Origin of the sequence: Chryseobacterium nakagawai (genome assembly GCF_900637665.1) — a bacterium.
In the GTDB taxonomy this organism is placed as follows: Bacteria; Bacteroidota; Bacteroidia; order Flavobacteriales; family Weeksellaceae; genus Chryseobacterium; species Chryseobacterium nakagawai.
This window is the reverse complement of the sequence record NZ_LR134386.1, coordinates 3611492-3637161: the sequence shown is the minus strand read 5'-3', so window position 1 is coordinate 3637161 and position 25670 is coordinate 3611492. Positions and strand designations below refer to the sequence as shown.

Here is a 25670-nt window from a genome sequence, read left to right as displayed (position 1 = left end):
CTTTCTTGAATTTTTTGCAGCAAGATTTCTTTTCGCAAAACATCTCTTCATTGTTAAATGCATACACAGGTGCCAAAGGTGGAACTTTAAACGGGACAATCATATTCATGTTGCAAATATATTAATTTAGAATAAATATAATTAATAAAATTTCATAAAATTCTTGAAACCTGATGAATAGCAATGCGAAGCCCTATTTATGAAGTCGATTGCCCTTAAAACCGTACTCTGTTTTATATGTGAATTTTCACATTTTTCATACCTATACTTTTATTTTTTACCTGTTATAAATAAAAACAGATTTTTGCTATTTTAACTTTTACCTGAAAATTTCACCCAATTTTCAATGAATCTTCATTGTCTTATTGGTAATAAAATGATTGTCTTGTTGAATACTATTTGTATAATTGAGATAATGGCTGTTTAAAATAGATTAAACTTTATCCGATTGTTATCAAAAGCTGATAGGTTTGTAATAAGTAAACTATTTAGTGAATTATCATGGAAAATATGCTGTTGTACAATCGTGTAAAAAATTGTAATTTTACCCATCTTTTTACAAACAAAATCTAATAAATAAAAATGAATACAGAACAGTTTGTGAGCCGTCACATTTCCCTAAATGAAGCCGATAAACAGGCGATGTTGGAAAAACTTGGCGTTTCTAGTATTGAAGAGTTAATTTCTCAGACCATTCCTTCTTCCATCCGTTTAGAAAAAGATCTTGAGATCTCAGAGCCACTTTCGGAATACGAAATGCTGAACCATTCTAAAGAATTGGCATCAAAAAATACTGATTATACAAGTTATATCGGTTTCGGATACCACAATACCCTTTTGCCATCAGCAATTCAAAGAAACATATTTGAAAACCCTAGCTGGTATACTGCATATACTCCATATCAGGCTGAAATTGCACAAGGAAGACTGGAAGCTCTTCTTAATTTCCAGACTGTAGTGTGTGACCTAACCGGTTTTGGTCTTGCTAATGCTTCTTTGTTGGATGAATCTACTGCAGCTGCTGAAGCAATGCACATGTTCTTTAACAACAGAACTAAAGATCAGAAGAAAGGTGAAGCGAATAAATTCTTTATTTCTGACCTTGTATTGCCTCAAACAATCTCTGTATTGAAAACTAAGGCTGAAGGGTTAGCAATTGAAGTGGTAGTAGGAGATCACAAAACTCATGCATTTGACACTTCTTATTATGGTGTTTTATTACAATATCCTGGTAAAAACGGAATCGTTCTGGATTATACAGAAAATATCGTAGAATATAAAAAATTAGACCTTCAGGTAGCAGTTGCCTGTGATCCGATGGCTTTGGTGAAATTGAAATCACCGGCTGAAATGGGTGCTGACTGTGCGGTAGGTACTTCTCAGAGATTTGGTATTCCATTAGGATACGGAGGTCCTCACGCAGCATTCTTTGCTTGTAGAGAAGAATATAAAAGAGATATTCCTGGAAGAATCATCGGAGTTTCTCAGGATATGTACGGGAAACGTGCACTAAGAATGGCGTTACAAACTAGAGAACAGCACATCAAGAGAGAGAAGGCAACTTCTAATATCTGTACTGCTCAGGTTCTTTTAGCAGTAATGGCTGGTATGTATGCTGTTTACCACGGACCAAAAGGATTAAACTATATTGCAGATCAGATTCACTTTAAAGCAAATGCTTTGAAAGGAGGACTTGCAGCATTAGGATATCAGGTTGTAGAAGAGCCGATCTTTGATACAGTAAAAATCACGATGCCTGAAGAAGAGAAAGGAAGACTGATGAGAATGATGCAGGATCACAGACTTAACCTTAACTACTTCACAGAAGGTGTTGTAAGCATTGCGATCAACGAAAGTACTACATTGGAGAAATTAAATTATCTGATGGCTTCTTTCGCTCAGTTCAAAGACAAGCAGACTTTCAAGTTAGAAATCAAAGAAGGATACAGCATTCCTGAAGAAAACCTTAGAAAGGATCAGATTCTTACAGAAGAAGTATTCAACAGATATCACACGGAGACAGAATTGATGCGTTACATCAAACGTCTTGAGAGAAAAGACTTATCATTGACTCACTCAATGATCTCTTTAGGATCTTGTACGATGAAACTGAACGCAGCTACTCAAATGTTGCCACTTTCATGGGCAGATTGGGGAAGTGTACATCCGTTCGTACCGGTAGACCAGGCTGGAGGATATCAGCAAATGATTGCAGAGCTTGAAAAAGATCTTGCAACCATCACTGGTTTTGCAGGAACTTCATTGCAGCCAAATTCAGGGGCGCAGGGAGAATATGCAGGATTAATGGTTATCAGAGAATACCATATCTCAAGAGGAGACCACCACAGAAATGTAGTATTGATCCCTCAGTCTGCACACGGAACTAACCCGGCATCTGCGGCAATGGCAGGAATGAAAATCGTAGTCGTGAAAAACCTTGAAAACGGGGAAATCGACTTCGAAGATCTTAAAGCTAAAACAGAATTACATTCAGCTAATTTATCAGCTGTAATGATTACATATCCGTCTACTTACGGATTCTTTGATGCTAATATCAAGGAAATTACCAACCTGATCCACGAACATGGAGGACAGGTTTATATGGACGGTGCTAACATGAACGCTCAGGTAGGATTTACAAGTCCAGGAAACATTGGAGCAGATGTTTGTCACTTAAATCTTCACAAAACTTTTGCTATTCCTCACGGAGGTGGAGGTCCTGGAGTAGGTCCAATTTGTGTGGCTAAGCACTTGGTACCATTCCTTCCTTCCAATGCAAACATCAAAATTGGAACTAAAGAAGCTATTGATGGTATTTCTGCAGCACCTTACGGTTCAGGATTAATTCTAAACATTTCTTATTCTTATATTAAAATGTTAGGAACTGAAGGGTTGAAAAAAGCAACAGGACATGCCATTATGAATGCTAACTACCTTAAGTTAATTTTAGCTGAGCACTTCCCAATTTTATATTCAAACGAAAACGGAAGAGTAGCTCACGAATGTATCGTAGATTTCCGTCAATTCAAATCTTTAGGAATTGAAGTGGCTGATGTAGCGAAGAGATTAATGGATTATGGTTTCCATGCTCCTACGGTTTCTTTCCCTGTGGCAGGAACATTAATGATTGAGCCTACAGAATCTGAAAGCAAGTCAGAAATTGATCGTTTTGCAGAGGCTTTAATCTCTATCAAACATGAAATTGATGAGATTGCGAACGGACAGGCTGACCCGGCAAATAACGTATTGAAAAATGCTCCTCATACAGAACAATTGGTGATCTCTGATTCTTGGGATAAACCATACAGCAGAGAAAAGGCAGCTTATCCGCTAGAGTGGGTAAGGGATCACAAATTCTTCGCTTCTGTATCAAGAGTAGATGAAGCTTACGGAGACAGAAACTTAGTATGTACTTGTGAGCCGATTGAAGCTTATATGTAATCAGAATTTTTTCCAGATATAAGAAGTCCCTTTCAGTAATGAAAGGGACTTTTTTTGTATTTTTGCGACTTTTAAAACCTGTGAGTTATCATTATCTTATATTCCACAGATCATATAAATTTATAAAAACATAATAACTATGAAATTGCTTTTTGCCTTACTGTTATTAGTAAGCTTCAAATCTTTCGGGCAGATCACGATTCGTGAAGAGAATACCGGCGAAAAAATTGTACAAAAACCAAAAGCTTATGATAGTCTGGTCAATATATCATATCAAAAAAAGGCCATTGATTTTTATCAGTTTATAGGACAGACATTATATTATATACCCAAGTCTAAAAAATATGAGTCTAAGTTTAAAAAAACGATGGATGATTCACTTACGGAAAATTTCTACTATAAAAATAAAGTTCCTGTAAAAAAAATACCAACTTATAGTTATGAACAGTTGAATCCGGGTATTGGAACGAAAGCAGGTAAAAATAAATATTTAAATTCTGCTATGGATTCTACGTACATATACGCTCCTTCTTTTGAACAGTATAGAGTATTCGGAGCAACAGAAATGACTGGGATTTTTCATACAAAAAGAGCGGCTCTGGAAGGAAAGTATTTTACAATATTAGATGTGGTGCTTAAGAACAGTATTGATCCTAAAGATTTGGCATCAAAAAAAACAGATGTTAAATTAGGAGATGTAGACGGAGGGGTAAACAATATATATTTATTTAAACTAAAAGATAATGTCTCTAAAGATACTATTTTATGGAAAGTCAGAAGGGATGATGGTATTCAGCACAGACCTTTTATTCTTGTTTCATTCTTTACAAAATTGAAAAAGCTGTATTCATCCAATAACGTTATTGCCGAATGGGATTTAAACGGGTTCACAGATATAAATACAGGAAACACTGTATATATAAAACAGAATGATAAATGGATGTGTACCGATTTTAGTTTTGTAGATACAAAAGATAATTTTGAACTTGTTCCTTATTTCTTTCTTAAAAATACAAAAGGAGAAGAGATAAGAGTGACTGTTGATGATATGATTGAAAAAGGAAGATTTATCACTGAAAAAGACTTTAATGCCCGTGAAATAATAAAACGGCAGAAACTGGAAGATTTAAAGAAGGAGGAAATTGCTAAGCAGGCAAAGATTGCTAAAGATCATGAAGAATCACGGCGGACTCTTGTTAAAATGTTTGGAGAAAAATATGGTAACCTGGTTAACGACAGCAGGGTGGTGATTGGTATGACCAAAGAAATGTGTGAAATGTCCTGGGGAAGCCCAATCGTTGTAAATACTATAAAAAGTAAAGAATCCGTAATAGAACAATGGGTCTATAGTAGAGGTAACTATCTGTATTTCAAAGGGAATACACTGGTGATTATTCAAAATTAAGATGCCGGCTTCCAAATTATCATTTTAGATTTGAAGAATTGATAAGAGGATACCGATTGCCATAGGTAATCAGAATTTTTCTGGATAAGACAAATCCCTTTCAGTAATGAGAGGGATTTGTTTTGTTATTCCACAAATTCGGCAGGCTTTGCGGAGCGGACAAAATAGATTAAGTTTAGAATATTTGTCTCTTTTGCTGGTTTATATTGATGGTAGACACTGCCCTTTTATTAATAATAAAGGATTATTTCCTATCTTTCTTTAAATTTTAAATAAAGATGAAAGTAATTGGTTTAATCGGGGGAATGTCGTGGGAAAGCTCGGTATTGTATTACCAGATCTTAAACAGAAAAACACGGGAAATTTTAGGAGGAAGCCATTCTTCTGAGTGTTTGATGTATTCAGTAGATTTTGGTGAAATTGCATTGTTGCAACATCAAGGAGACTGGGAAACACTTGAGAAAAAGATGATCGCCGCTGCTCAGCGATTAGAGCGTGGTGGTGCTGATATTGTTTTGATCTGCACGAATACTATGCATAAAATGGCGGAAGCAATTGAACAAAATATAAATATTCCTTTACTGCATATCGTAGACAGTACAGCAGCAGAAATTCAAAAGAAATCATATACGAAACTGGGAATGTTGGCTACCCAATTTTCAATGGAAGAGGATTTTTTAAAAAAACGATATAAAACGAAATATGGTATTGAAATAACTGTTCCCGAAGAAGACCAGAGAAATGAGATCCATCGGATTATCTATGAAGAACTAGTAAAGGGTATCATTAAGGAAAGTTCAAAACACTACTATCTGAAAGTTATTGGTGAGCTTGTGAAAAATGGTGCTGAAGCCATTATTTTGGGTTGCACAGAGATTGAGTTGCTCATTAAGCAAGAAGATGTATCTATAGACCTCTTTGCAACTGCCCAAATACATGCTGAAAATGCAGTTGAATGGGCTTTAACATCATAATATATAGGGTATCCAACAGAGAAATAAGCTTCTGATTTGGACAAGTATTCCACCTAAATCATTATTTTATTTCTAAGATTTCAAATATAAGTAAAGCCACTCCATTTTGGAGTGGCTTGTTGATGTGCTATATTTCTTTCTTTATCGTCTCTTATAGCTGTAAGCCACCAGAATGGCTATTCCCATAGTAAGAACGGTAATCATTGAAATCGTTTCAATGGAGATTCCACTTTTCATCTGTGTGTTTTCTTTTTCACAAGAATAAAAGAATAATACTGTCATCAATAGACAGCCCGAAAATAATTTTCTGATCATAATTGCATTTGTTTGGTTATTAATGTTTTATAATCAAAAAGTATACCGATTTTATAGACTATGCGTAAAGTGTTTATGAGTAGGTATTGCCCTCAGTTTTCATTTATTTTTCTGGAGATTCTATCAATGGCTGCCTGATGTTGAAAATAATCGACCATCGTAATAATAATAAAAAATAGGCTGGGAATTACTAGCTCTATAATTAAATGCTGAGCGAAGAAATATAAAATTAAGAAAAGGATCCCTGCGTATATCAGATTAAATAAGATAAGATAGAAGGCTTCTACCTTGTAGATTAATGTCTTTGCGCTTTCATTATAAATGAAATATTCTTTGCCAGGCGATATGATCAGAGGAGATCTTTTTGAAAAATCAAGTTTAATAAGACTATCTTTTCCTATGATTACATTATCTTGAATATGTATATCATTCATTTGTCTTTCTTTCAACGAATTACATACAGCATCATTCACATCTTTAAATGTCTTTTCATCTTTTATTGCTCTCTCAAATATATATGAAAACATAGTTTTTATTGATTATGTTTAGGGTTCTCTTCGTTCCAATAATAACTGTCCGGATAGATTCTCGCTCCAAATACGGCGGTTCCTACCCGCACAATGGTAGCACCTTCTTCTATCGCTGTTTCAAGATCTGTGCTCATTCCCATCGATAATTCATTCATGTCTATATTTGAAATGTTTTCGCGGATGATTTCCTGTTGCAGGTTTTTAAGGATTTTAAAACATGGTCTTACCTTTTCTGCTTCGGTACTGAATAAGCCGATAGTCATCAAACCCTTTACTTTCAATGTAGGAAATTCTGAAATTTTTCTGGTTAATTCAATAGCCTGATCGGGGGGTACACCAAACTTACTTCCCTCATTGGAGGTATTTACCTGAATCAAAACTTCAATAGTCTTGTTCTCGGCTGAAAGTCTTTGATGTAGTTTTTCTGCGAGCTCTAAACGATCCAGAGATTGAACACAGGCAACATCATATTGTAAGATATCTTTAATTTTATTAGTCTGAAGATGTCCGATAAAATGATTGACATGGGGTATTCCTTTTAGATCTTCATATTTCTCCTTTAGTTCCTGAACTTTATTTTCTGCAATCAAGGTTTGCCCATTTTCTAATGCGATTTTAATACGCTCCGAGGAAACTGTTTTTGTAGCCAGCAGAAGCTTAACTTCATGAGGATTTCTTCCTGCTTTTTCACAGGCATTTTTAATCCGCGTATTGATGACTTCCAGATTATGAAGGAGATCTTCTTTCATGATTGAATTGTTTCTTTGGTTTCCAGTTTATGAATTAAAGCTGTTTTAACGGCTGTTAAAGCGTGGTCTTTAGCTTCTGCAAATGAAATAGTGTACTTTCTTTCAATGGCTCTCATATCCTCAGGAAATCGACTGAGCAAAGTGTCATAGAAAGTATCCAGAAACTCGGCAGAAGGCATCTCAAAATTGATTCTAAGCTGAAAGCGCCTCAATAGAGCAGTATCAATAATCTCAGGGTGATTGGTAGCGCACAGTAAAAGTGCATTTTCAGGGTAATAATCAATAAGTTGTAGTAAAGTATTGACCAATCTTCTCATTTCCCCGACATCCTTATCATCGCTCCCTCTTGCTTTTCCGATCTGATCCAGCTCATCAAGGAAAAGGACAGATCTTTCTCTTGCCGCTTTATCAAAAATCATTTTAATATTTTGGGATGTTTCACCAATTCTGGAAGAAACAATATTGCTTAAGTTTAAAATAATGATGTTTTTTCCGAGTGCATTGGCAATTGCTTTGGCCGTCATTGTTTTTCCACATCCTGAGCTTCCCTGAAGAAGGATTTTATGATTCACCGGAAGACCGTACTCCTGAAGTTCCTTGCTGTAAGTATGTTCCTTAATAAGCTGTACAAGCTGATCTCTGTTGTTTTTATTGAGAAATACATCGTTAAGGCTTACCTGGTCTTTATCTTGAATAATAAGGTTGTACAGATTCATGATGACAATTAATAGTTTCTTGAATCTAACAAAGATAAGGCTTTATTACATGACGCAGAGCATCCTGATTGAGAATAAACGGGTAGGCCAGGGAGAGCATTATTAATGATGAGTAATGAGTAATGAGTAATGAGTAATGGTGTGGTTTTAATTGTATTCTCTTTTTCAAAGTATAGATACATTGAATGTCCAGCTTGATGGAAACTGTTTTCATTATCAAAAAAAAATAAATCCGAGCATGAGTTCGGATTTATTCATTTGGATATTAAAATTTGTTATGAAACTAAGATCTTTTTGTTATGTTTTTGGGCCCTTTTACCACATTGGTAAAAGAGCGATCTGATCTCTCAGAGTAAAAACATAAAACAATATAATTAGTATAGTTTTGCTATAGGCTTATTGATTTTAATGATTAGTTTCTTTCTCTTCTTACTGTCATAAAATAGGATGAGAATACTACTAAACATGTTGCGATACCGATATAAGTTACCATTTTGTATTATTTTTAATTATTTGACTTTTTTTTATTAATCTTTCAATTGCAATATTACAGCTTTCAAATCACGTGCCAAAGTAAAACACTATGATGTATATCAGTGTGTTATGGATGTTTTATTTAATTTTTAAGAGATTTTTTGTTTACATTTTGTTAATGTATTATTGTGAATTTATTAATATATTTATTACTTCGCCTTTAAAAAAATATGAAAACGTTAACCGTTTACAGACTTATATATTAGACTTGATAAAACAAACAATAAATAATGCAGCGCATAGTATCAGTCTGAAATGAATTTTATTGTGTAAAATTTCAGTGTAAAATAGATTTCTACGTTAAGGAAATTTATTTTTATCGGTGATTTTTTGCGGTTATTTTTTTATCAGCTGTCAGAATCTATGACATTTTGATGATGTCAGAAGCAGAAATGCCACTCTCATTTGTCATCTTATTGGGATTTAAATCTAAACTCAGCAAAGCGAAATATAGAACTTGAGGACTTCTTTTTTAAAACAACAGAAAGCTTTTGTTACTTTTGTATAAATAATACTTTATGGGACGCAGTTACCTTTTTTTGGCTTTGGCCATTGTATTTGAAATCATAGCCACAACCTTTCTGAAAAAATCAGAAGAGTTTTCAAAATTATGGCCATCCGTTGTTACGGTAATAGGATATGCCTGCGCTTTTTATTTTTTAAGTTTGAGCCTTCGTCAGATTCCGGTGGGTGTTACGTATGCGATCTGGTCTGGAGTAGGAATCGTTTTCATCACAATCATTGGAGTGGTGGCATTTAAACAGATTCCGGATCTGCCTGCCATTATCGGGATAGCTCTAATTATTTTGGGAGTAGTTGTCATTAATGTGTTTTCAAAGATGGGAACTCATTAAATAATAATATCCTGTGTGGTTTGAAGCTGTTTCCAATGCTGTGATCTGCTTTTATACAAAAAAAATTTTCCCAGCTTATATTTGAATTGTAAATAACCACGGAATTCAATTCCATTAAATAAGGTATAGGGAATATCCGGATTTTCTTCTAAAGATTGTTTTATCCCTTCAGTGAATACAGTAGGACCTGTAGTAGCATGTACATTATTAGGATAACAGTGGCTTTCTATATTATAAAGCATTAGTTCCAGTGTCTTCTTTAGAAAAGGATGATCTTTTCTAAAAATAAGAGCCCATTGAACATATAGATTTTCATGTCTTTCTCTACTGAGTACCGCTTCATCTTCATCTTTAATAAGTCGCCTAAAAGGTTTGGTTATTGTACTGTCTACATCCAGATATACTCCTCCTTTTTTGTACAAAATAGCATATCTGAAAAAATCTGCTTTTGCTGCACCAATGGTGAGCCTGTTATAACAGTGAATATATTGTGGTGGAAATTCTTCAGACAAAAATTTTACGATATCATGATCATCATAGAAAAAATACTGATACTCAGGATTTTTCCTTTTCATATTCCAAATGTAAAATTTTGTAAGTAAAGGCAGCTTTTTTGTTTTAAAAGTCTGAAATATTTGTTTGGGTATAGCCATATTCTTTTTTTATCATCATTATTAGTTAAGCATGAAGTTGCTTTTATTAATGTGATTCATGTTTTAATAAGTTTTCATGAAAAAGAAGTTGATGGTGGTTTTAATGGAATAGTTTTATTGGTAATTTGATTATATTTTATAAAAATGGTTAAATATTTATGTTCTAAATATTACATTTAATACTTTATTTTCTTGTAAAAATTTATAAATTTTAGAAAGTAATTCACTGTCATTAAAATTGTTATAACTGTTTTTTATTTTTCTATCAGGTACAAAACTAAAGTGACCAAATTAAAAGTTCTTTGGAATGGAATTAAAATACCATTAAGGGGATTAAAATGATATTAGAAAATTGTTAAGAGAAATTAATATAGAAAATAAGCAGTAAAGAAAGTAAGAAGGAGTAGAGGCAATTGCATACCGGATAATCCCGTACAGTGAGAAATAGGTGATGCTTTTTAAACTGTTTGTAGATCTTTGTAAGAAATTAATAAGTGATAATCTGAATGATCTGTGCCATTAATAACAAAATAAATGGATTCTATTCTTTAATAAAGTTGCTGGTCTTTTTCGCAAAAAAAACTTCTCCTTTTTCCTTTGCCGGTTTGTTTGTTAGTAAGTTTCTGTCCACAAATCGGGCAGGTGGATTTTGTATGAACCTGCCAGTGTTTTTTAAGCGTAAATTCTCTTTTCCACTCAAGAAATTCGAAACTGTAATTTCTGGCTTCTGCAATAAGTTCCTTTCGCTTTTTAGCAGGAAGATTCCCCATTAAGCTTTCCGGTTGTACACCAATTCTGAAAAGAACTTCATTCTTAATGATATTTCCAACTCCTGAAAATATATTCTGATCCATTAAAGCATCACATACCATCATTTGTGGATGGGCTTTCAGCTTCTTTTCAGCTTTTTCAGGATTCCACAGATCACTCATCACATCTGCTTCCCAGTCTATAGTGGAAAGAAATTCCAATTCAACAGTTTTTACAGAGCAGGTATAAAAATACATCCCTTCACTCGAGAAAAGCAGCGCTAACCTTAAGCTCTTGTCCGGCTTCGTCTGTTCATTAATACTATAAGACCCAAACATCAATAAATGAATACGAATGGCGGATTTTTCAAAGACCAGATAGGTTTGTTTTCCAAAAGTACGGATCTCACGAAGTATTTGACCCATAAATGGTTCCTTGTCAAATTTTGCATTGCCAGATGCTTCTGTTACTTTATGACCAACAAATTGCAACAGGTTTTCTTTCATTAAAATAATAGATGGACCTTCAGGCATGGTGTTACTTTTCTTGTAAAAGTTCAAATACTATTCCGTAAAATTAAAATATAGAACTCACTATAGCCGGAACTTAAAATAATGATTGAACTATTCCATTTGTCATTCCGTAGGAACCTCATTAAGGCATTTCCAAAATTTAGAACCAGATTCCTACAGAATAAAAATAATGTGGGTGATATCTATTGTTTTTGTCCTACAAAGCGGATCACAGAGCCTGTTCCGTTGTGAAATAATCCTTCCTTAAGTTCAATCTCCGTTTCCTGAAGCTCTATGATAGAGTAGTCAGGGAAATCTGCTTTAATTTCTTCTATAGAAAATAGGTCATTGATGTCTCTTGGACCACCTACTTTTTCGTTTTTTGTGACGTAATCAAGATGTTTTTTACTGAAAGCTTCGAAAATAATAAATCCACCTTTTCGAAGATATTGATCCAGCATTTGATGGATGGATGATTTAATATTTGCTGGAAAATGGGCATAAATAAGAGCAATCACATCAAATTGGTGTTTATGATAATCCAATGTTTGGAGTTCTCCCACCTCATAATCGATGGTTACATCATTCTGTTCTGCAAGTTGTAAAGCTTTGTGCCGGCCTTGTTCACTAATGTCAAAAGATGATGCTTTCCAACCCTGTAATGCTGCGTAAACAGAATTTCTTCCCTCACCGTCAGCAGGAAACAGAATGGTGCCGGGATTTAATTTTTTGAGTTGTTCTTCCAAATAATTATTGGGAGCTGTTCCATATACAAATTCCTCGTGGGTATATCTTTCATTCCATTTGTCAAGCCATGCGTTGTCTTTCATTTTTAATAGTTTAAGTTGTATCAAATGTAGGATCTTTTTATCTGTATTAACTAACGGAAAAAACTCTGATGGCAATAGATTTTTTGAATGATAATGTGTACTTAATAAATATCTCAATATTATTCCATACAATTAAAATTTGGAGTAATTTTGAAAAATGATGAATTTAAACCAGATTTTCACCAATCAACGTACAGGAAACAATCCACATACTAAAGCTTCAAGAACTGATTTTCAAAGGGATTTCGATAGGATTATCTTCTCTTCTGCATTCAGAAGACTGCAAAATAAAACCCAGGTTTTCCCTCTTCCCGGAAGTGTTTTTGTACACAACAGGTTGACACATTCCCTGGAAGTATCATCTGTGGGAAGAAGTTTAGGAAGTATTATTGGTGAATTCATTGCTGAGGACTATAAAAATGAACTTACTGAAGATTCAAAGAATTTTTATCTCTATAACTTAGGAAATGTAATTGCTGCGGCATGTCTTTGTCATGACGTGGGAAATCCTGCTTTCGGACATTCAGGAGAAGATGCTATTGCAAGCTATTTTGAAAGAAACGAAAAAGACCTGAAGTCTAAGTTTAATGAAAAAGAATGGGCAGATCTGGTTAATTTCGAAGGAAATGCCAATGCTATTCGAGTTTTGGCTCAGCAGCAACAGGGAAAAGATGCAGGAGGAATTCAGCTTACATTTTCTACTCTGGCTAGTATTGCAAAATACCCGTGTGAAGCTGTAGCTAAAAAAAAGGGAATTATCCATCGTAAAAAATTCGGGTTTTTCCAGAATGAAAAAGATATATTTCTTGAAATTGCAAAAGGCACCCAGCTTATTTCTGAATGTGAAGAGCCTCATATCTTCAAAAGACATCCTTTTGTATGGCTGGTAGAAGCTGCCGATGATATTTGTTACAATATTATCGATATGGAAGATGCGCATCGATTGGGAATTGTTTCAACGGCAGATTGTAAAAATTTATTTTTTGAACTCGTAAAATCTGAAACAGATGATGTTCAAAGAATTGAAAGAAAGTTAAGTTCTATCTCTAACGAAAACGAACAGATCTCTTATTTAAGGGCGAAAGTAATCAATGCCTTAATTAATAAGTCGATTGAGATGTACAAATATAACTTTGAAACGATCCTTGAAGGAAATCTAGGTAACGGTTTACTAGATATCTATAAAAAAGAAAATAAAGCATTACAGGATATTGCCAGCTTTTCTGTAGAAAAGATTTATAATCATAAAGCGGTTGTAGAGATTGAGAATGCCGGATATAATGTAATGTATGAATTGTTGGATCATTTCATTCCTTCCATCCTGAAATCGGAAGATGAGAGAAAGTCCTACGATCAAAAAGCATTAAAACTCCTTCCAAGACAATTTGTGTATGAAAAAGGAACAGATTACCAGAAAGTATTGGGGATCATTGATTTCGTTTCCGGAATGACAGATAACTATGCCACAGATCTTTATAGAAAAATTAAAGGGATTGATATTGGAATGACGGTATAATTCTATTAAATTAAGGCTGGTAGCTGGAAGTTACAACCCCACACTTCAATAACTTCTTGCTTCCAGCTTCTGACTTCCTTCCTATAATTCTCCCTGGTTTAAATATTATTTCTATCTTTATAAGAATCAATATAAAAACTAAACTATGGGTATTTTTCTGGCTCCCGTTATTATTTTCGGGCTTATTATTTTATTTGCATCGTTTTTTGTGGTTAAGCAGGAAACGGCCGCAATCATTGAACGTTTTGGAAAATTCCAGGGAGTGAAACATTCAGGGCTTCATCTTAAGCTTCCTATTATAGATCAGATCGCTAAAAGATTAAACCTTAGAATCCAGCAGCTGGATGTAATGATTGATACCAAAACACTGGATAATGTATTCATCAAGATGAAAGTTTCGGTTCAGTATCAGGTTATCAGAAATCAGGTAGGAGACGCTTATTACCGTTTGGAAAATCCGGAAAACCAAATTACTTCCTTTGTATTTGATGTAGTGCGTGCCGAAGTTCCTAAACTGAAACTGGATGATGTTTTTGTGAGAAAAGACGATGTTGCAATAGCTGTAAAAAGTGAACTTCAGGAAGCGATGAACAGCTATGGCTATGACATTATTAAGGCATTGGTGACGGATATTGATCCGGATGAACAAGTGAAACATGCGATGAACCGTATTAATGCGGCTGAAAGAGAAAAGACAGCTGCAGAATATGAATCCGAAGCTCAGAGAATCCGAATCGTGGCTGTTGCAAAAGCAGAAGCAGAATCTAAAAAATTGCAAGGGCAGGGGATTGCCGACCAAAGAAGGGAAATAGCTAAAGGACTTGAAGAATCTGTAAGAATGCTGAACAATGTAGAAATCAATTCACACGAAGCATCTGCACTTATTGTGGTGACTCAGCATTATGATACCCTCCATTCCGTAGGAGCAAGTAACAGAAGTAATCTTGTTCTTCTTCCCAACTCGCCAACGGCAGCCAGCAGTATGCTGAATGACCTTGTGGTAGCAATGACAACAGCTAATACAGTGGGAGAAGCAAGCAAAGGAAAATACCCTGAACCGCCACAAAAACAATCAGGATATTAATATGATAAGCATGATGGAAGCTAGAAAGTTATGACAGCCAAAGAAGTAAATAAATATTTTTTAATTAGTTTATAATACTACTGGAGGCTTACTTCCTGATATAACTTCAAGCATCCAGAAACATCCGTCTTCAGGCTCGGTGATTATAAAATAAAAGGCTTCAGAATTTTCTGAAGCCTTTTTATTTTATTTCTTTGTTTTAGAAACCTGTTCTACCAATGTATATTTTATTGAAGAGGCGTCTGCCGGTGGGTTAGCGATTTTTTCTGTTTTTACTTTTAAAACATATTCGTATCCCGGTTCGTAAGTGAACCCTTCAATATTGCTGTAGAAATTACCCCAGTTTTCAGAAGCATTTTCTTTTACCTGTAAACACTTCATACGGCCTGCTCCTGCAGAACAATCTACGGTTTGCGCTCCTACGATAAGTGTTTTTTCACCCGCTGCTGGAGCATCTTTTTTCGTTTTAGAGACTTGTTTTACCAATGTATATCTTATTGAAGAAGCGTCAGCCGGTGGGTTAGCAATTTTTTCTGTTTTTACCTTTAAAACATATTCATACCCTGGTTCATAAGTAAATCCTTCGATGTTTGTGTAAAAATTAGTCCAGTCTTCTGAAGCCTTTTCTTTTACTTGCAAACATTTCATAGGAGCTACTCCTGTACAGTCTGCTGTTTGTGGTCCTACGATGAAAGTTTTTTCATCTCCAGCGGATACTCCAGCTGTTGTTGTACATTGCGTCATTGCGAATAATGCGAATGCGGGTGCTACGCCCTTTAGAATTGTTGCTATATTTTTCATAAACTTGATTTTAGCCCATACCTCGCAATTACCATGCCGGAATTTTTTTGAATTAGCGGATTTCCGGGATTGTTTTTTTATTTTTTAATCATTTAATTTGAGAGCTCCAATAAACGAAATCATGGAAATTCATATCTTAAATAGAGCAGAATGAAAATGAGAAATATTGGAGACCAGGAAATTATAGACAGAATCAAAGGCTCTGAATAGAATTCCATTTTATAACGAAAATTAGCAAAATATAGAGTTTATATTTTGCTAAAAAGAAAAGGATTTTAATTGATGAAAAAATTGTTCGTGTTAATTTCTGTTGTTTGTATAGCTGGTAATGCATTTGCTCAAAAAGTAGATAATGCGTTGCAGGGATATTTTGAAGAACAGGGAAACGAGACTTTCTATAAAAGTTTCAATTTTGATGGAAATGGTAAAATAGTGGATGGCTTTAAAAGCAGCTATTACTTTACTAGAAATGATAGTTTGATAGTGATTCCGGATAAAGACATATTTATCTTTAAGATTAAAAAAGATAAGCTAATTGGAGTTTCAGACTGGGTTAAAAACGGAGTCTGGATCCGTAAAAAAGATAGTACAGAAGTTAATAACAGAGTAAATCCAGCAGAAGCTCAGAAAAGAGCGATTTTATTGGCAGGATATTATGATAAGACTAAGAATATGTCAGGATTGGATGCTCTGTTTTCAAATACTAATGATTATACCAGAATTAGTGACGACTTTTGTAATCAAGGATTGGCAAAAGCTTGCCTGAATGCCTTTGGATTAAAAATGATGGAATATACCCCGGGGTTTTTTGGTGATCTTGAAAAAATTAAAGATAAAAAGCTGAATCCTCACCCGGAATTGATAGAACTTTCCAAAAAAATAATAGACCTTGGAGAACCGGAAGGATATAATGTTCTGGGAGCTTATTATCATCTGCTGGGACTACGCGAAAAGGCTTTTGAAACCTGGAAAGAAGGGGAGAAGCATGGTGATCCTGCCTCTATGATGTCAATGGGACTTATTGAGGTGGGTGAAGAGATGGATAAGGCTCCTAAAAGTCCTAATATTAAAAAGAAAAAGAAAAAATAATGAAGAAGCTGTTATTTTGTTCTGCTTTGAGCTTCACTTCTTGGGTGAGCGCGCAGACCCTAAAAAAAGAAGATGTTATAGGATTTTGGAAACTAAAAGAATCAGGGTTTTATGAAGGAAAAAAGAAGGTTGTTAAAGACTTTGATAACTGCCGGCTGATGCGTAACTATGCAATAAGAGAGGATGGTTTTGCCGTGTATAATTATATAGAAGGAAAAGTAGGGGATTGCACACCATCAGAGCCAAGGCTTTCTTTCTGGAAGGTCATAGACAATAGAATTCAGTTTTATGTAGATGATAAAAACATTCTTGAAGAGGTGGTAGTAATCTTCAATAAAGATAAGACAATTACTTTTTCAAATTATATTCCGGAACCGGTTAAAGATAAAGATGCAGCCTTAGAAAAAGTATTGAATACAATTCATTATGATATTCTGGAAAAACAGTATTAAGAATAAATATATAATGGTAATCCTATGAATTTTGTTACAGTCATCTATCTCATCAATTTATTGTTGTATGCTATGTATTTCTTTGGAAAGGGGAGTAGTGAAGAAGTTATTACCATTGTAGATTATTCGATTTCTGCAATTATGTCGCTTTTTTTAATTCTTGCCGGATACTTTAACGCAAAGCAAAAAATGACGTATAGATCTGTCCTGTGGATGTTTTTTGTAAATATTGTATTCTTTGTAATATCCGGGTTGTTTGACCAGTTTGGAAATAATTTTAATCTTCTTTCCACAAGTGGGGGTGACAGCTTTATTTTTACCTTGGCTTTAATACTCTATAATGGCTATCTATTCCCTTTGATTGTAAAGCTGGAAAGAACAGGTTTTTCCCTTGTATTGCCTCTCATATTATCTTTTATCCTGCCATCTTTAGGTTATTGGATAGGGAAAATGACTCCACCGAAAAATTCAACTTCATCTGACTAAATTTAATCTGAGTTCAGGCGTTTTGATTTAAGAGGTCCTACAATTTATATGGTCTATTGTCATTCCAACGAAGGTGAAATTCTTCATTTCACTCCGTTACATCCAGAATGACATTCCATCTTTAAAGGGAAGTTGTAATGTTAATATTCCTACCATTTTAATTCCTCCTATATAGTTTAAAAAACATGTTGCTGAGAGCAAAATAGAATGGTGTGTTGTTACGGATTCTGTACTTGATTATTAGTACCTGTAAACTTTTGTTTTCCAATTAGTAATTCAAAGAAAAGTCTGAAATCCGAGATCAGTGACCATAACGGATACTTGAAGGTGGCAGGCTTATTCTTTTCAATCACAGCATGGCTAAACCAGGCAAACCCATATCCAAAAATAGGAATGTACCATAAAAACCTTTCCTTTCCTGAACTGATGACATATCCTATTACAAAAAATACAAGTAATGTACCGATAAAATGGAATATTCGGGTTCCTGTTTTACTGTGTTCCGTGAGATAAAACTGATAAAATTCTCTATAGGTTTTGATTCTTTCAGACATAGCGGCATTAGTTTATTGTTTCTGTTGAATGTGTAGCAATAATTCTGCCGATTTTAAATAAAGATGAAAAAGAAAAAAGGCAAAATAGCTTATCTGCTACTTTGCCTTTTTTAATATTTTATCTATTGTTTTTAGTTGTTCTTTAGTTCTTTTCCAAGCTTACTGTTTTTATACCCGTAGAAGAAGTAAATAAACATTCCGATTAGGAACCACATCCCAAACCAGAACCAGTTCTCATGGCTCATTCCGGTAAGAAGATATAAACAAGAACTTAATCCTACTAATGGAATAAGAGAAAGGTTCTTGATAAAAGCAACCCCACATAAGATGAGATTGATTAGGATAAAGAAGAAGATAGAAGCTCTGAACTCTCCCTCTTTAGGGTCACTCCAATTCATCAGTGTTTGGAAAAACTCAGGCTGCCAGTAATAGAAAACGATCAGTCCTCCAATGAAAACAACAGGAAAAATAATCTTACCATTGATATAAGGAAGATGGAATCTGCCTTTTATTTTTTCTTTGGCAGGAAGTGTCAAGACTCCGGCACAAACCAAAACAAATGCGAAGATTGTTCCGATACTTGTAAAGTCAAGGATAAAGGTTTTATCTGTAAATAAGATAGGAATTCCTACTACAATTCCCGTAACAATGGTTGCAAAAGACGGAGTTTTATATTTTGGATGGATTTTAAGGAATTTCTGAGGCATTAGTCCGTCACGACTCATCGCATACCAGATTCTTGGCTGCCCCATTTGGAAAACCAATAATACCGTAGTAATGGCAACAATGGCAACAAAAGAAACCACCAGTTCCATCCATGCTACATTGGCATTTGTTTTTTCAAAAATGAAGGAAAGCGGGTCTCCCACACCATCAAATTTTCTGTAATCTACCATCCCCGTTAATACCAATGTAAGAGCAATATAGATCACAGTACATAATACAAGTGAGATAATCATCCCTTTTGGTAAAGTCTTTTGAGGATCTTTGGTCTCTTCAGAAAGAACACTTAAGGCATCAAAACCAATATAGGCAAAGAAAACCCCTGAGACAGCACTCATCACCCCTGTAAATCCATTAGGCATAAAAGATGGAGTTCCTGTTGTAGGACTTATTGGTGTCCAGTTATCCGTATTAATATAAGCAAAACCTACCAAGATTACCAGTATAATAACGCCTAGTTTTAAGATGACCAAAGAGTTATTGAAGTTTTTACTTTCTTTTACGCCTATATAACAAAGCCATGTAATTAATCCGTTGATGACCAAAGCTGGAATATCCACGATGAACTTAAGACTTCCGATCAATGGAGCCGTATTCCATGCATTGATTAATTCTTTATTTTCTGAACCATTGCGGATAGCTTTGCTGGCTTCCGTATAACTACACGTAAGATAATCGGGAATATGCATTCCGAGACGCCCTAAAAAGCTGGTGAAATAATCAGACCATGAAAAGGCAACATAAATATTTCCGAAAGAATATTCCATAATTAATGCCCAGCCGATAATCCAGGCAATTAATTCCCCGAAACTGGCATAAGCATAGGTGTATGCAGACCCTGCGGTAGGAATTCTGCTGGCAAACTCAGCATAGCATAAAGCGGTAAAACCGCAGGCAAAGCCACAAATCAAATATAGAAGGATGACACCGGGGCCACCTCTGAAAACGGCTTCTCCCAAACTGCTGAAACTTCCAGCTCCTATAATCGCCGCAATACCAAAAAATACAATGTCCCAAACGCCTAAGACTCTTAAAAGTCCTGTTGAAGTATCTGTATCTGAATAGATTTTTCTTCTAAAAAGTTGACTCATTCAATAACTATATTTGATTTGAAAAAAAGCAAATGTAATGATTTTTTATTTTGATGTTAACAGTCATTAACAACATTTGGATAAAATAGCATAATCAGAAACATTTAGTCTTTATAAACAGGTATTTCCACATAGCTGTCATTATACCATTTTATTTCCATCGGTTCTCCCGAATCTTTTATCGTTTCATCACTTACATCTTTCCCCGTTCCGTAGTTGAGTTGCCAGTTAGGCGTTTTGTTAATCCCTATCACCAAAAGCAATTTACTTCCCTTCTCGATCTTTTTACTCATAACATAAGCATTTTTCATAGGAATCTGTTCAATGGTGTTTGGGGTAAGAAGCTGCCGTACTTCATGATCTTTAGCATAGCTGGCTCTTGCAATATGGGAAGATAACCAGAAAAGTTGTCCATCAGGCTTGATCTGATAGAGATAAGTATTGGTATCAAGGTCTTTTTTATTGACAGAAATATTAAAAATCCCTGACATATCTCCACTGATGATAAGATCCTTATCCAGTACTTCACTTTCAAAATAAATGGAATTGGTGGTTTTAATACTGTCTTTTTTGCTTACAGCATAATAAGTGTCTTTATCATTTCTGTTTTTGAAATCAACCTTGAGTAGAGTAAAGCTTTGTTGATTGGGTTTATTAAAAACCGAAGGATTGTTTTTACTATCCTGAAGATAAAACTTAAGACTGGAAGTATGTATTTTATCCAAACTTGGAAAATGTTTCCATGTATTGGTATTCATGACCTGGAAATTAACTTTATCTTTTAAAAGGTTCGGTTTTTTTCCATTCTTAAGAATATAATCAAACCATGAAAAAGCAAGATCATCAATACTGATTCTGGCTGCCGGATCTATAGGGCTTCCTTCAACATAAGTGAATCCAAAGCTTTGTGCTCCACCATGATTATAAGGGCCCATCACCAGATAATGATCTGCATTTCTGTTATATTTCATATGCTCTTTGTAATAATACAATGCACCAATCTGGTCATCATCATAATATCCGGTAGTTGTGAGAATAGGAATGTTGATGTTCGCAAATTCCTCTTTATAAGGAACCATTTTTTGCCAGTATTGATCATAACCCGGGTGATCCAGCCATCTTTGGAATACTGTACTGGGCTTACCACTTATAGTATCCAGCGCTCTGAATGATTTACCACTTTTATACCATGCCGTATTGATAGAATCCCATTTTGCAGCATTACTGAAATCTGCCTCATCAGTATATTTATTGTTGGTGACGTATTGGATCCATTGCAGCATGTAATTCATAAACACATTATTTTGGGCAGGGTAATCAATTCCAATTCCTACAGAAACTTGTGGAACAATAGTTTTTAAAGCAGGATGCAGTTTTTTCACAGCGGCCCATTGGCTGAATCCTACATAACTTCCTCCGATCATTCCTACTTTACCATTGCTCCATGGTTGTTTGCTTACCCAGTCAATGACTTCATAAAGATCCTGTGATTCATGCTCAAAAGGGTTGTTTTCGTCATTACTGTTTCTTTTGCCTCTTGTATTGACCACAGCTCCTACATAGTTGTAAACCGCAGCTCTTTTTCCAAAAAAATGATCAATTTCACCAGCGTAAATGTTACTGGTAAGAATAACCGGAAGAGGAGACTTGTTCTCTTTTTTTCTGATAATGGTAATGGTCAGTGTGTTACCATTTCGGGTTTTAAGATCTTTTGTTTCTGTAATAAATTTTTCCTTGTCCTTTACCATTAATAGCTGCATCACCTGAGGGTGGATGCTGGAATAAGTCTTATAATTTAAATAAGCTTTACATAATGCCAACGCAGAAGCATAATCTATACTGTCTTTTCCTTTTTGTTTATCCAGTGCTTTTTTCAATAGTTTTCTGAAATTATTGACATCACCATTCACAGCAAGTCCAACCCTGGGAAGCAAATGTTCATCCAGGCTTTCGTATTTTTTATTGAACGCTGTCTGAAGTGCTTTAGGAAATGAAGCTTTCGTTTCCGCTTCCGTTAATTTTGCCATACTGTAAATTTCGTATCCCATAGATTTATATCCGGCCATGTTATGGTCAGCAAACTGTTTACGATGTTCAGCCAGGGTTATAATGGATTTTTTGTAGTCTTTAGCCACCATCTGCAGGCGGAAAAGAGCATCTGAAAAATCTACGTCGTTTTTAGGTTTGTACTTCACAGTCTGAAAGTTAGAAATCACCTTAGTCGCTAATTCTGGCATCTGTTTTTCCAAAATAAGAGAATCTGTGACTGCTGCTTTGGGGAAATAAAATTTTTGAGCCTGCATTAGGTTGACAAAAATTAATGCTAAAAGTATCTTAAATTTCATGTTACAGTGTATTTATGGTATGTTTTTAGCTGCTGTTGAAAAAGTATCAGATCAAAATGTATTTTGTTAACTGTTTACTAAAATTGTTTACATTTTTACCAGACTAAAGTAAGAATTTTTATCATGTGATAGTGAAATGTTTTTTGCTGTTATGAATTCACTGCTTTACATTATTAAATCTGCTAAAACTTGCTTAAACAATAAGTTTTTAATATTTTCGTTAACTTATTTAGACTAATTTTCTTATATCAAGAAGAATGAAATCAAAAAAAATACTTTTAGCGGCTGCGGTCATTTATTTCGGAATCTCCGATGCTCAACAGTCCCAATATTTTACCCAGAAAGAAAATTACAGATTCAATCTAGCTGAGAATCTTTATCAAACCAAAATATACAACGCCTCCCAATACGAATATGCAAGACAATATTTCTACAATCAGAATTTGTCCCGTTCGAAAAAGGAGGCGGCGCAGTTTTTTGATAATGTGATTGGTGTGATTCTTCAGAAAAATCATGCTGAAGAAGGATTGACTGCTTTCATGAAAGAATATCCTAATTCTGCTTATTTTGCCCAGGCTAATCTTCCTTTAGCGGATTATTATCTGGCTAAAAAAGATTTTGACAAAGCATTGGAAACTTTGAAAAAGGTTAACCAATACCAGCTTTCAAAAGAAGAGAATACCCAGTATATTCTGAAATTAGGGTATGCCAAGTTTATGATGGGAGATTCTAAAGGAGCTACTGATGCTTTAGAGGAAGCTTATAAAACTGCAGATCAGTCTCAGAAAGGGGAGATCGCTTATATGCTTGGACACCTGTACTACAGCAATAGGCAAAATGATAAAGCTTTCCAGTATTTTGATTCTATAAAAGATCAGGATAAGTTCTCGAAGCTGGTACGTCCGTATTATGTACAGATGTATTATAATGATAAGAACTATGATAAAGCTATTTCTGAAGGGAATGCTTTATTGAATGAAAATATTTCAGAGTCATACAAAGCAGAAGTGCATAAGATCATTGGCGAGAGTTATTTCATGAAGAATGATTATAATGCTGCCTATCCACATTTGAAAAATTATCTGAATGTACAGCAGAACCCATCGGAAAATGACCTTTATGAAATGGGATTTGTTGCGGCTCAGCTGAAAAAATATGACGAAGCAGTTTCTTATTATAACCAGCTTGTGAACAGTAATTCAGCATTGGCGCAAAATGCCTATTATCAATTGGGGAATGCTTATTTAGCCGTTGATAAAAAGCAGGAAGCTCTTTCAGCATTCCGTTCTTCTTACCAGATGGATTATGATGCAAAGGTGAAAAAGTTAGCTCACGAACAGTATGCTAAATTAGGATATGATATCGGAAACCCGTTTGAAAATCCGTCTACCGTTCTTCAAAGTTATATCAACGAAAACCAAAACGCTTCCAATGCCTCGGAAATGAGATCACTATTGGTGAAATCATACTTGTATTCCGGGAATTATAAGGAAACGTTGAATGCAATTGACCGACTACAGAGTTCTTCCCCTGAGATCAACAAAGTAGATCAGGAGGTTTCTTATTTATTAGGAACAGAGGAATTCAATAAAGGGAATTATGATGAAGCAGAAAAGTATTTCTTAAGAAGCTTAGGCTTTAATATCAATAAAGAATTTAACAGCAGGGCTTTATATTGGCTGGCACAGGTATATTATCAGAAAGGAAATTATCCGTCTGCCATTGTTCGTTACGAAAAGCTTCTAAATGAAAACTTCCCGGAAAAGCAACAGCTGCCCTATGATCTGGGATATGCTTATTTTAAAGCAAAAAAATTCGATCAGGCTGCCACTTACTTTAAACAGTATCTGGCGAATCCTAAACCTGAATTTAAAAATGATGCAGAACTTCGTTTAGCAGATATTCATTATGCGAATAATGACCTGAATGAAGCGATTGCCATCTACGATAAAAATGCAGACGCTACAGATTATACTGTATATCAGAAAGCCATGGCTTTAGGATTTAAAGGGGATACCCAAGCGAAGATCAGTAATCTGAAAAACTTATTATCAAAATATCCGGATTCCGAGTATTATGATGATGCTCAATATGAAATAGGAACGGCTTATGCAGCGCAGGATGATTTTGCGAACTCCAATGATTACTTTGGAAAGGTTATTAAAACATCTTCAGACAAAGATCTGATCGCCAATGCATCTATTTACAGAGCACAAAATTATATCGATCAGAACCAAAATGATAAAGCACTTTCTGAACTGAAATCGTTGGGAGAACAGTATAAAAATACTGCATATGCTCAAAAGATTGCTCAGGCAGCAAAACCTATATTCACGAAAAATGGCGATGTTTCAGGGTATGAAAACTTTGCCAGAAATATAGGGGTAAATGTTGATGCTTCTGAAATTGATGAGATCAACTTATCTACAGGAAAACAATATTTCGCTAAGAAAGATTATAAAAATGCTATTTCTTACTATGAGAAATATCTGACGCAGAATCCAACAGGAGAAGGTCTTTATCAGGCTAAATATGAATTAGGAGAAAGCTATTATCAAACCAATAATTCTACAAAAGCTTTACTTGTTTTACAAGAGGTGGCCGGAGTTCAGAATGATTATCAGGATGATGCTCAAACTCGTTTAGCCCAGATTTTCATTGCACAGGGCAATACGGCTGAAGCTAAGAAATATCTGGAGGGTATTAAAAATTCCTCGAACATCAGCATTAAAAACTATGCGAATGTTGAGTTGATGAAGCTGTACGCGGATGAAAAGAACTTCTCTGAAGCAGAAAAACTGGCCAATGCTGTTATTGCTAATTCTAAAAACTCTGCAGCTGTTATAGAAACGGCAAAAGTAATTAAGGCTAGAAGTTTGATGAATTCAGGAAAAGATAAAGATGCTCAGGCAGCTTATGTTTCTCTTGAAAAATCGTCCAATACTTCGGTAGCAGCGGAAGCACTGTATGCAAAAGCTTATTATCAGAATAAAGGAAAAGCCTTCAAATCTTCTAATGAAACCATCTTTAAGCTTGCCAATAATTATGCATCAGAAGAATATTGGGGGGCAAAAGCATTGGTAATGATGGCTAAAAACTATATTGGCTTAAAGGATAACTACCAGGCAAGTTATACATGTGACCAGATTATTTCTAATTATAAAAGCTTCCCGGACATCGTAGCAGAAGCGAAAGAAGTTAAAAAGCAGATTAAAAAGTAAAAATGCAGTATCCTGTTCATGTAAACAGTCATTAATGCATTTTAC

The 25670-nt window shown here is 34.9% G+C and carries 21 protein-coding genes; 10 read left to right on the top strand and 11 right to left on the bottom strand.

Features of this window, described 5'->3' with window-relative positions:
* The first annotated feature begins 582 nt into the window (after nt 1-582).
* From gcvP to EL260_RS16415, 3 genes are all read left to right on the top strand, one after another.
* Nucleotides 583-3441: an aminomethyl-transferring glycine dehydrogenase gene (gcvP, locus tag EL260_RS16425; RefSeq protein WP_123856329.1), complete on the top strand. Its 2859-nt coding sequence runs from the start codon at nt 583-585 to the stop codon at nt 3439-3441.
* Nucleotides 3442-3580: 139 nt separating this feature from the next.
* A complete protein-coding gene (locus EL260_RS16420; protein ID WP_123856327.1) occupies nt 3581-4846 on the top strand; it encodes a hypothetical protein in 1266 nt (421 codons plus the stop codon).
* Between the two features lie 278 nt (nt 4847-5124).
* Nucleotides 5125-5820: an aspartate/glutamate racemase family protein gene (locus EL260_RS16415; RefSeq protein ID WP_123856326.1), complete on the top strand. Its 696-nt coding sequence runs from the start codon at nt 5125-5127 to the stop codon at nt 5818-5820.
* 141 nt (nt 5821-5961) lie between these two features.
* On the opposite strand, the gene EL260_RS25630 is transcribed toward EL260_RS16415, so the two are convergent.
* The 4 genes from EL260_RS25630 to EL260_RS16400 all read right to left on the bottom strand — a co-directional run bounded on the left by EL260_RS25630 (nt 5962) and on the right by EL260_RS16400 (nt 8130).
* Entirely contained in the window at nt 5962-6135 is a 174-nt protein-coding gene (locus EL260_RS25630) for a hypothetical protein (RefSeq protein WP_164466532.1), read from the bottom strand.
* Between the two features lie 92 nt (nt 6136-6227).
* Nucleotides 6228-6662, bottom strand: a complete 435-nt coding sequence (locus EL260_RS16410) for a hypothetical protein (protein WP_123856324.1) — start codon at nt 6660-6662, stop codon at nt 6228-6230.
* A gap of 5 nt (nt 6663-6667) precedes the next feature.
* Nucleotides 6668-7414, bottom strand: coding sequence for a YggS family pyridoxal phosphate-dependent enzyme (locus EL260_RS16405; RefSeq protein WP_123856322.1), 747 nt, complete (start codon nt 7412-7414; stop codon nt 6668-6670).
* Nucleotides 7411-8130, bottom strand: a complete 720-nt coding sequence (locus tag EL260_RS16400) for an AAA family ATPase (protein WP_123856321.1) — start codon at nt 8128-8130, stop codon at nt 7411-7413. The genes EL260_RS16405 and EL260_RS16400 overlap by 4 nt, the downstream gene beginning before the upstream one ends.
* Nucleotides 8131-9182: 1052 nt before the next feature.
* On the opposite strand from EL260_RS16400, the gene EL260_RS16395 reads away from it, so the two are divergent.
* A complete protein-coding gene (locus EL260_RS16395; protein WP_123856319.1) occupies nt 9183-9518 on the top strand; it encodes a DMT family transporter in 336 nt (111 codons plus the stop codon).
* Here EL260_RS16395 and EL260_RS16390 read toward each other — a convergent pair.
* The 3 genes from EL260_RS16390 to EL260_RS16380 form a co-directional block, all read right to left on the bottom strand.
* Nucleotides 9515-10171: a glycosyltransferase family 32 protein gene (locus tag EL260_RS16390; RefSeq protein WP_123856317.1), complete on the bottom strand. Its 657-nt coding sequence runs from the start codon at nt 10169-10171 to the stop codon at nt 9515-9517. The genes EL260_RS16395 and EL260_RS16390 overlap by 4 nt on opposite strands.
* Before the next feature lie 548 nt (nt 10172-10719).
* Entirely contained in the window at nt 10720-11454 is a 735-nt protein-coding gene (locus EL260_RS16385; protein ID WP_123856315.1) for a DNA-formamidopyrimidine glycosylase family protein, read from the bottom strand.
* Between the two features lie 182 nt (nt 11455-11636).
* Nucleotides 11637-12263: a class I SAM-dependent methyltransferase gene (locus tag EL260_RS16380; RefSeq protein ID WP_123856314.1), complete on the bottom strand. Its 627-nt coding sequence runs from the start codon at nt 12261-12263 to the stop codon at nt 11637-11639.
* A gap of 160 nt (nt 12264-12423) precedes the next feature.
* Between EL260_RS16380 and EL260_RS16375 the strand changes: the two genes are divergently transcribed.
* Nucleotides 12424-13779: a deoxyguanosinetriphosphate triphosphohydrolase gene (locus EL260_RS16375; RefSeq protein ID WP_123860558.1), complete on the top strand. Its 1356-nt coding sequence runs from the start codon at nt 12424-12426 to the stop codon at nt 13777-13779.
* 145 nt (nt 13780-13924) lie between these two features.
* Nucleotides 13925-14863: an SPFH domain-containing protein gene (locus EL260_RS16370; RefSeq protein ID WP_123856312.1), complete on the top strand. Its 939-nt coding sequence runs from the start codon at nt 13925-13927 to the stop codon at nt 14861-14863.
* 186 nt (nt 14864-15049) lie between these two features.
* Here the strand turns inward: EL260_RS16370 and EL260_RS26030 are convergent, their stop codons facing one another.
* The gene (locus EL260_RS26030) at nt 15050-15664 is read right to left on the bottom strand and encodes a DUF4377 domain-containing protein (RefSeq protein WP_228445491.1); all 615 of its coding nucleotides are present in this window, start codon (nt 15662-15664) and stop codon (nt 15050-15052) included.
* A 282-nt stretch (nt 15665-15946) separates the two neighbouring features.
* Between EL260_RS26030 and EL260_RS16355 the strand changes: the two genes are divergently transcribed.
* The 3 genes from EL260_RS16355 to EL260_RS16345 are packed head-to-tail and all read left to right on the top strand — an operon-like array spanning nt 15947 to nt 17691.
* Nucleotides 15947-16753 carry a hypothetical protein gene (locus EL260_RS16355; protein WP_123856311.1) on the top strand — a complete coding sequence of 269 codons (807 nt, stop codon included), beginning with the start codon at nt 15947-15949 and terminating at the stop codon, nt 16751-16753.
* Nucleotides 16753-17205: a lipocalin-like domain-containing protein gene (locus EL260_RS16350; protein ID WP_123856308.1), complete on the top strand. Its 453-nt coding sequence runs from the start codon at nt 16753-16755 to the stop codon at nt 17203-17205. Before EL260_RS16355 ends, EL260_RS16350 begins: the two co-directional genes overlap by 1 nt.
* A 24-nt stretch (nt 17206-17229) precedes the next feature.
* Nucleotides 17230-17691 carry a hypothetical protein gene (locus EL260_RS16345; protein ID WP_123856307.1) on the top strand — a complete coding sequence of 154 codons (462 nt, stop codon included), beginning with the start codon at nt 17230-17232 and terminating at the stop codon, nt 17689-17691.
* A 218-nt stretch (nt 17692-17909) separates the two neighbouring features.
* Here the strand turns inward: EL260_RS16345 and EL260_RS16340 are convergent, their stop codons facing one another.
* From EL260_RS16340 to EL260_RS16330, 3 genes are all read right to left on the bottom strand, one after another.
* Entirely contained in the window at nt 17910-18245 is a 336-nt protein-coding gene (locus EL260_RS16340) for a DUF962 domain-containing protein (protein WP_123856305.1), read from the bottom strand.
* Between the two features lie 131 nt (nt 18246-18376).
* Complete coding sequence (locus tag EL260_RS16335) at nt 18377-20059, bottom strand: APC family permease (RefSeq protein ID WP_123856303.1); 1683 nt, start codon at nt 20057-20059, stop codon at nt 18377-18379.
* Nucleotides 20060-20163: 104 nt separating this feature from the next.
* Nucleotides 20164-22404, bottom strand: a complete 2241-nt coding sequence (locus EL260_RS16330; RefSeq protein WP_123856301.1) for a CocE/NonD family hydrolase — start codon at nt 22402-22404, stop codon at nt 20164-20166.
* Between the two features lie 257 nt (nt 22405-22661).
* Here EL260_RS16330 and EL260_RS16325 point away from each other — a divergent pair, with 257 nt between their 5' ends.
* Nucleotides 22662-25625 (top strand): tetratricopeptide repeat protein, encoded by a 2964-nt coding sequence (locus EL260_RS16325; protein ID WP_123856300.1) that lies wholly within the window; start codon nt 22662-22664, stop codon nt 25623-25625.
* The last annotated feature ends 45 nt before the right edge of the window (nt 25626-25670 follow it).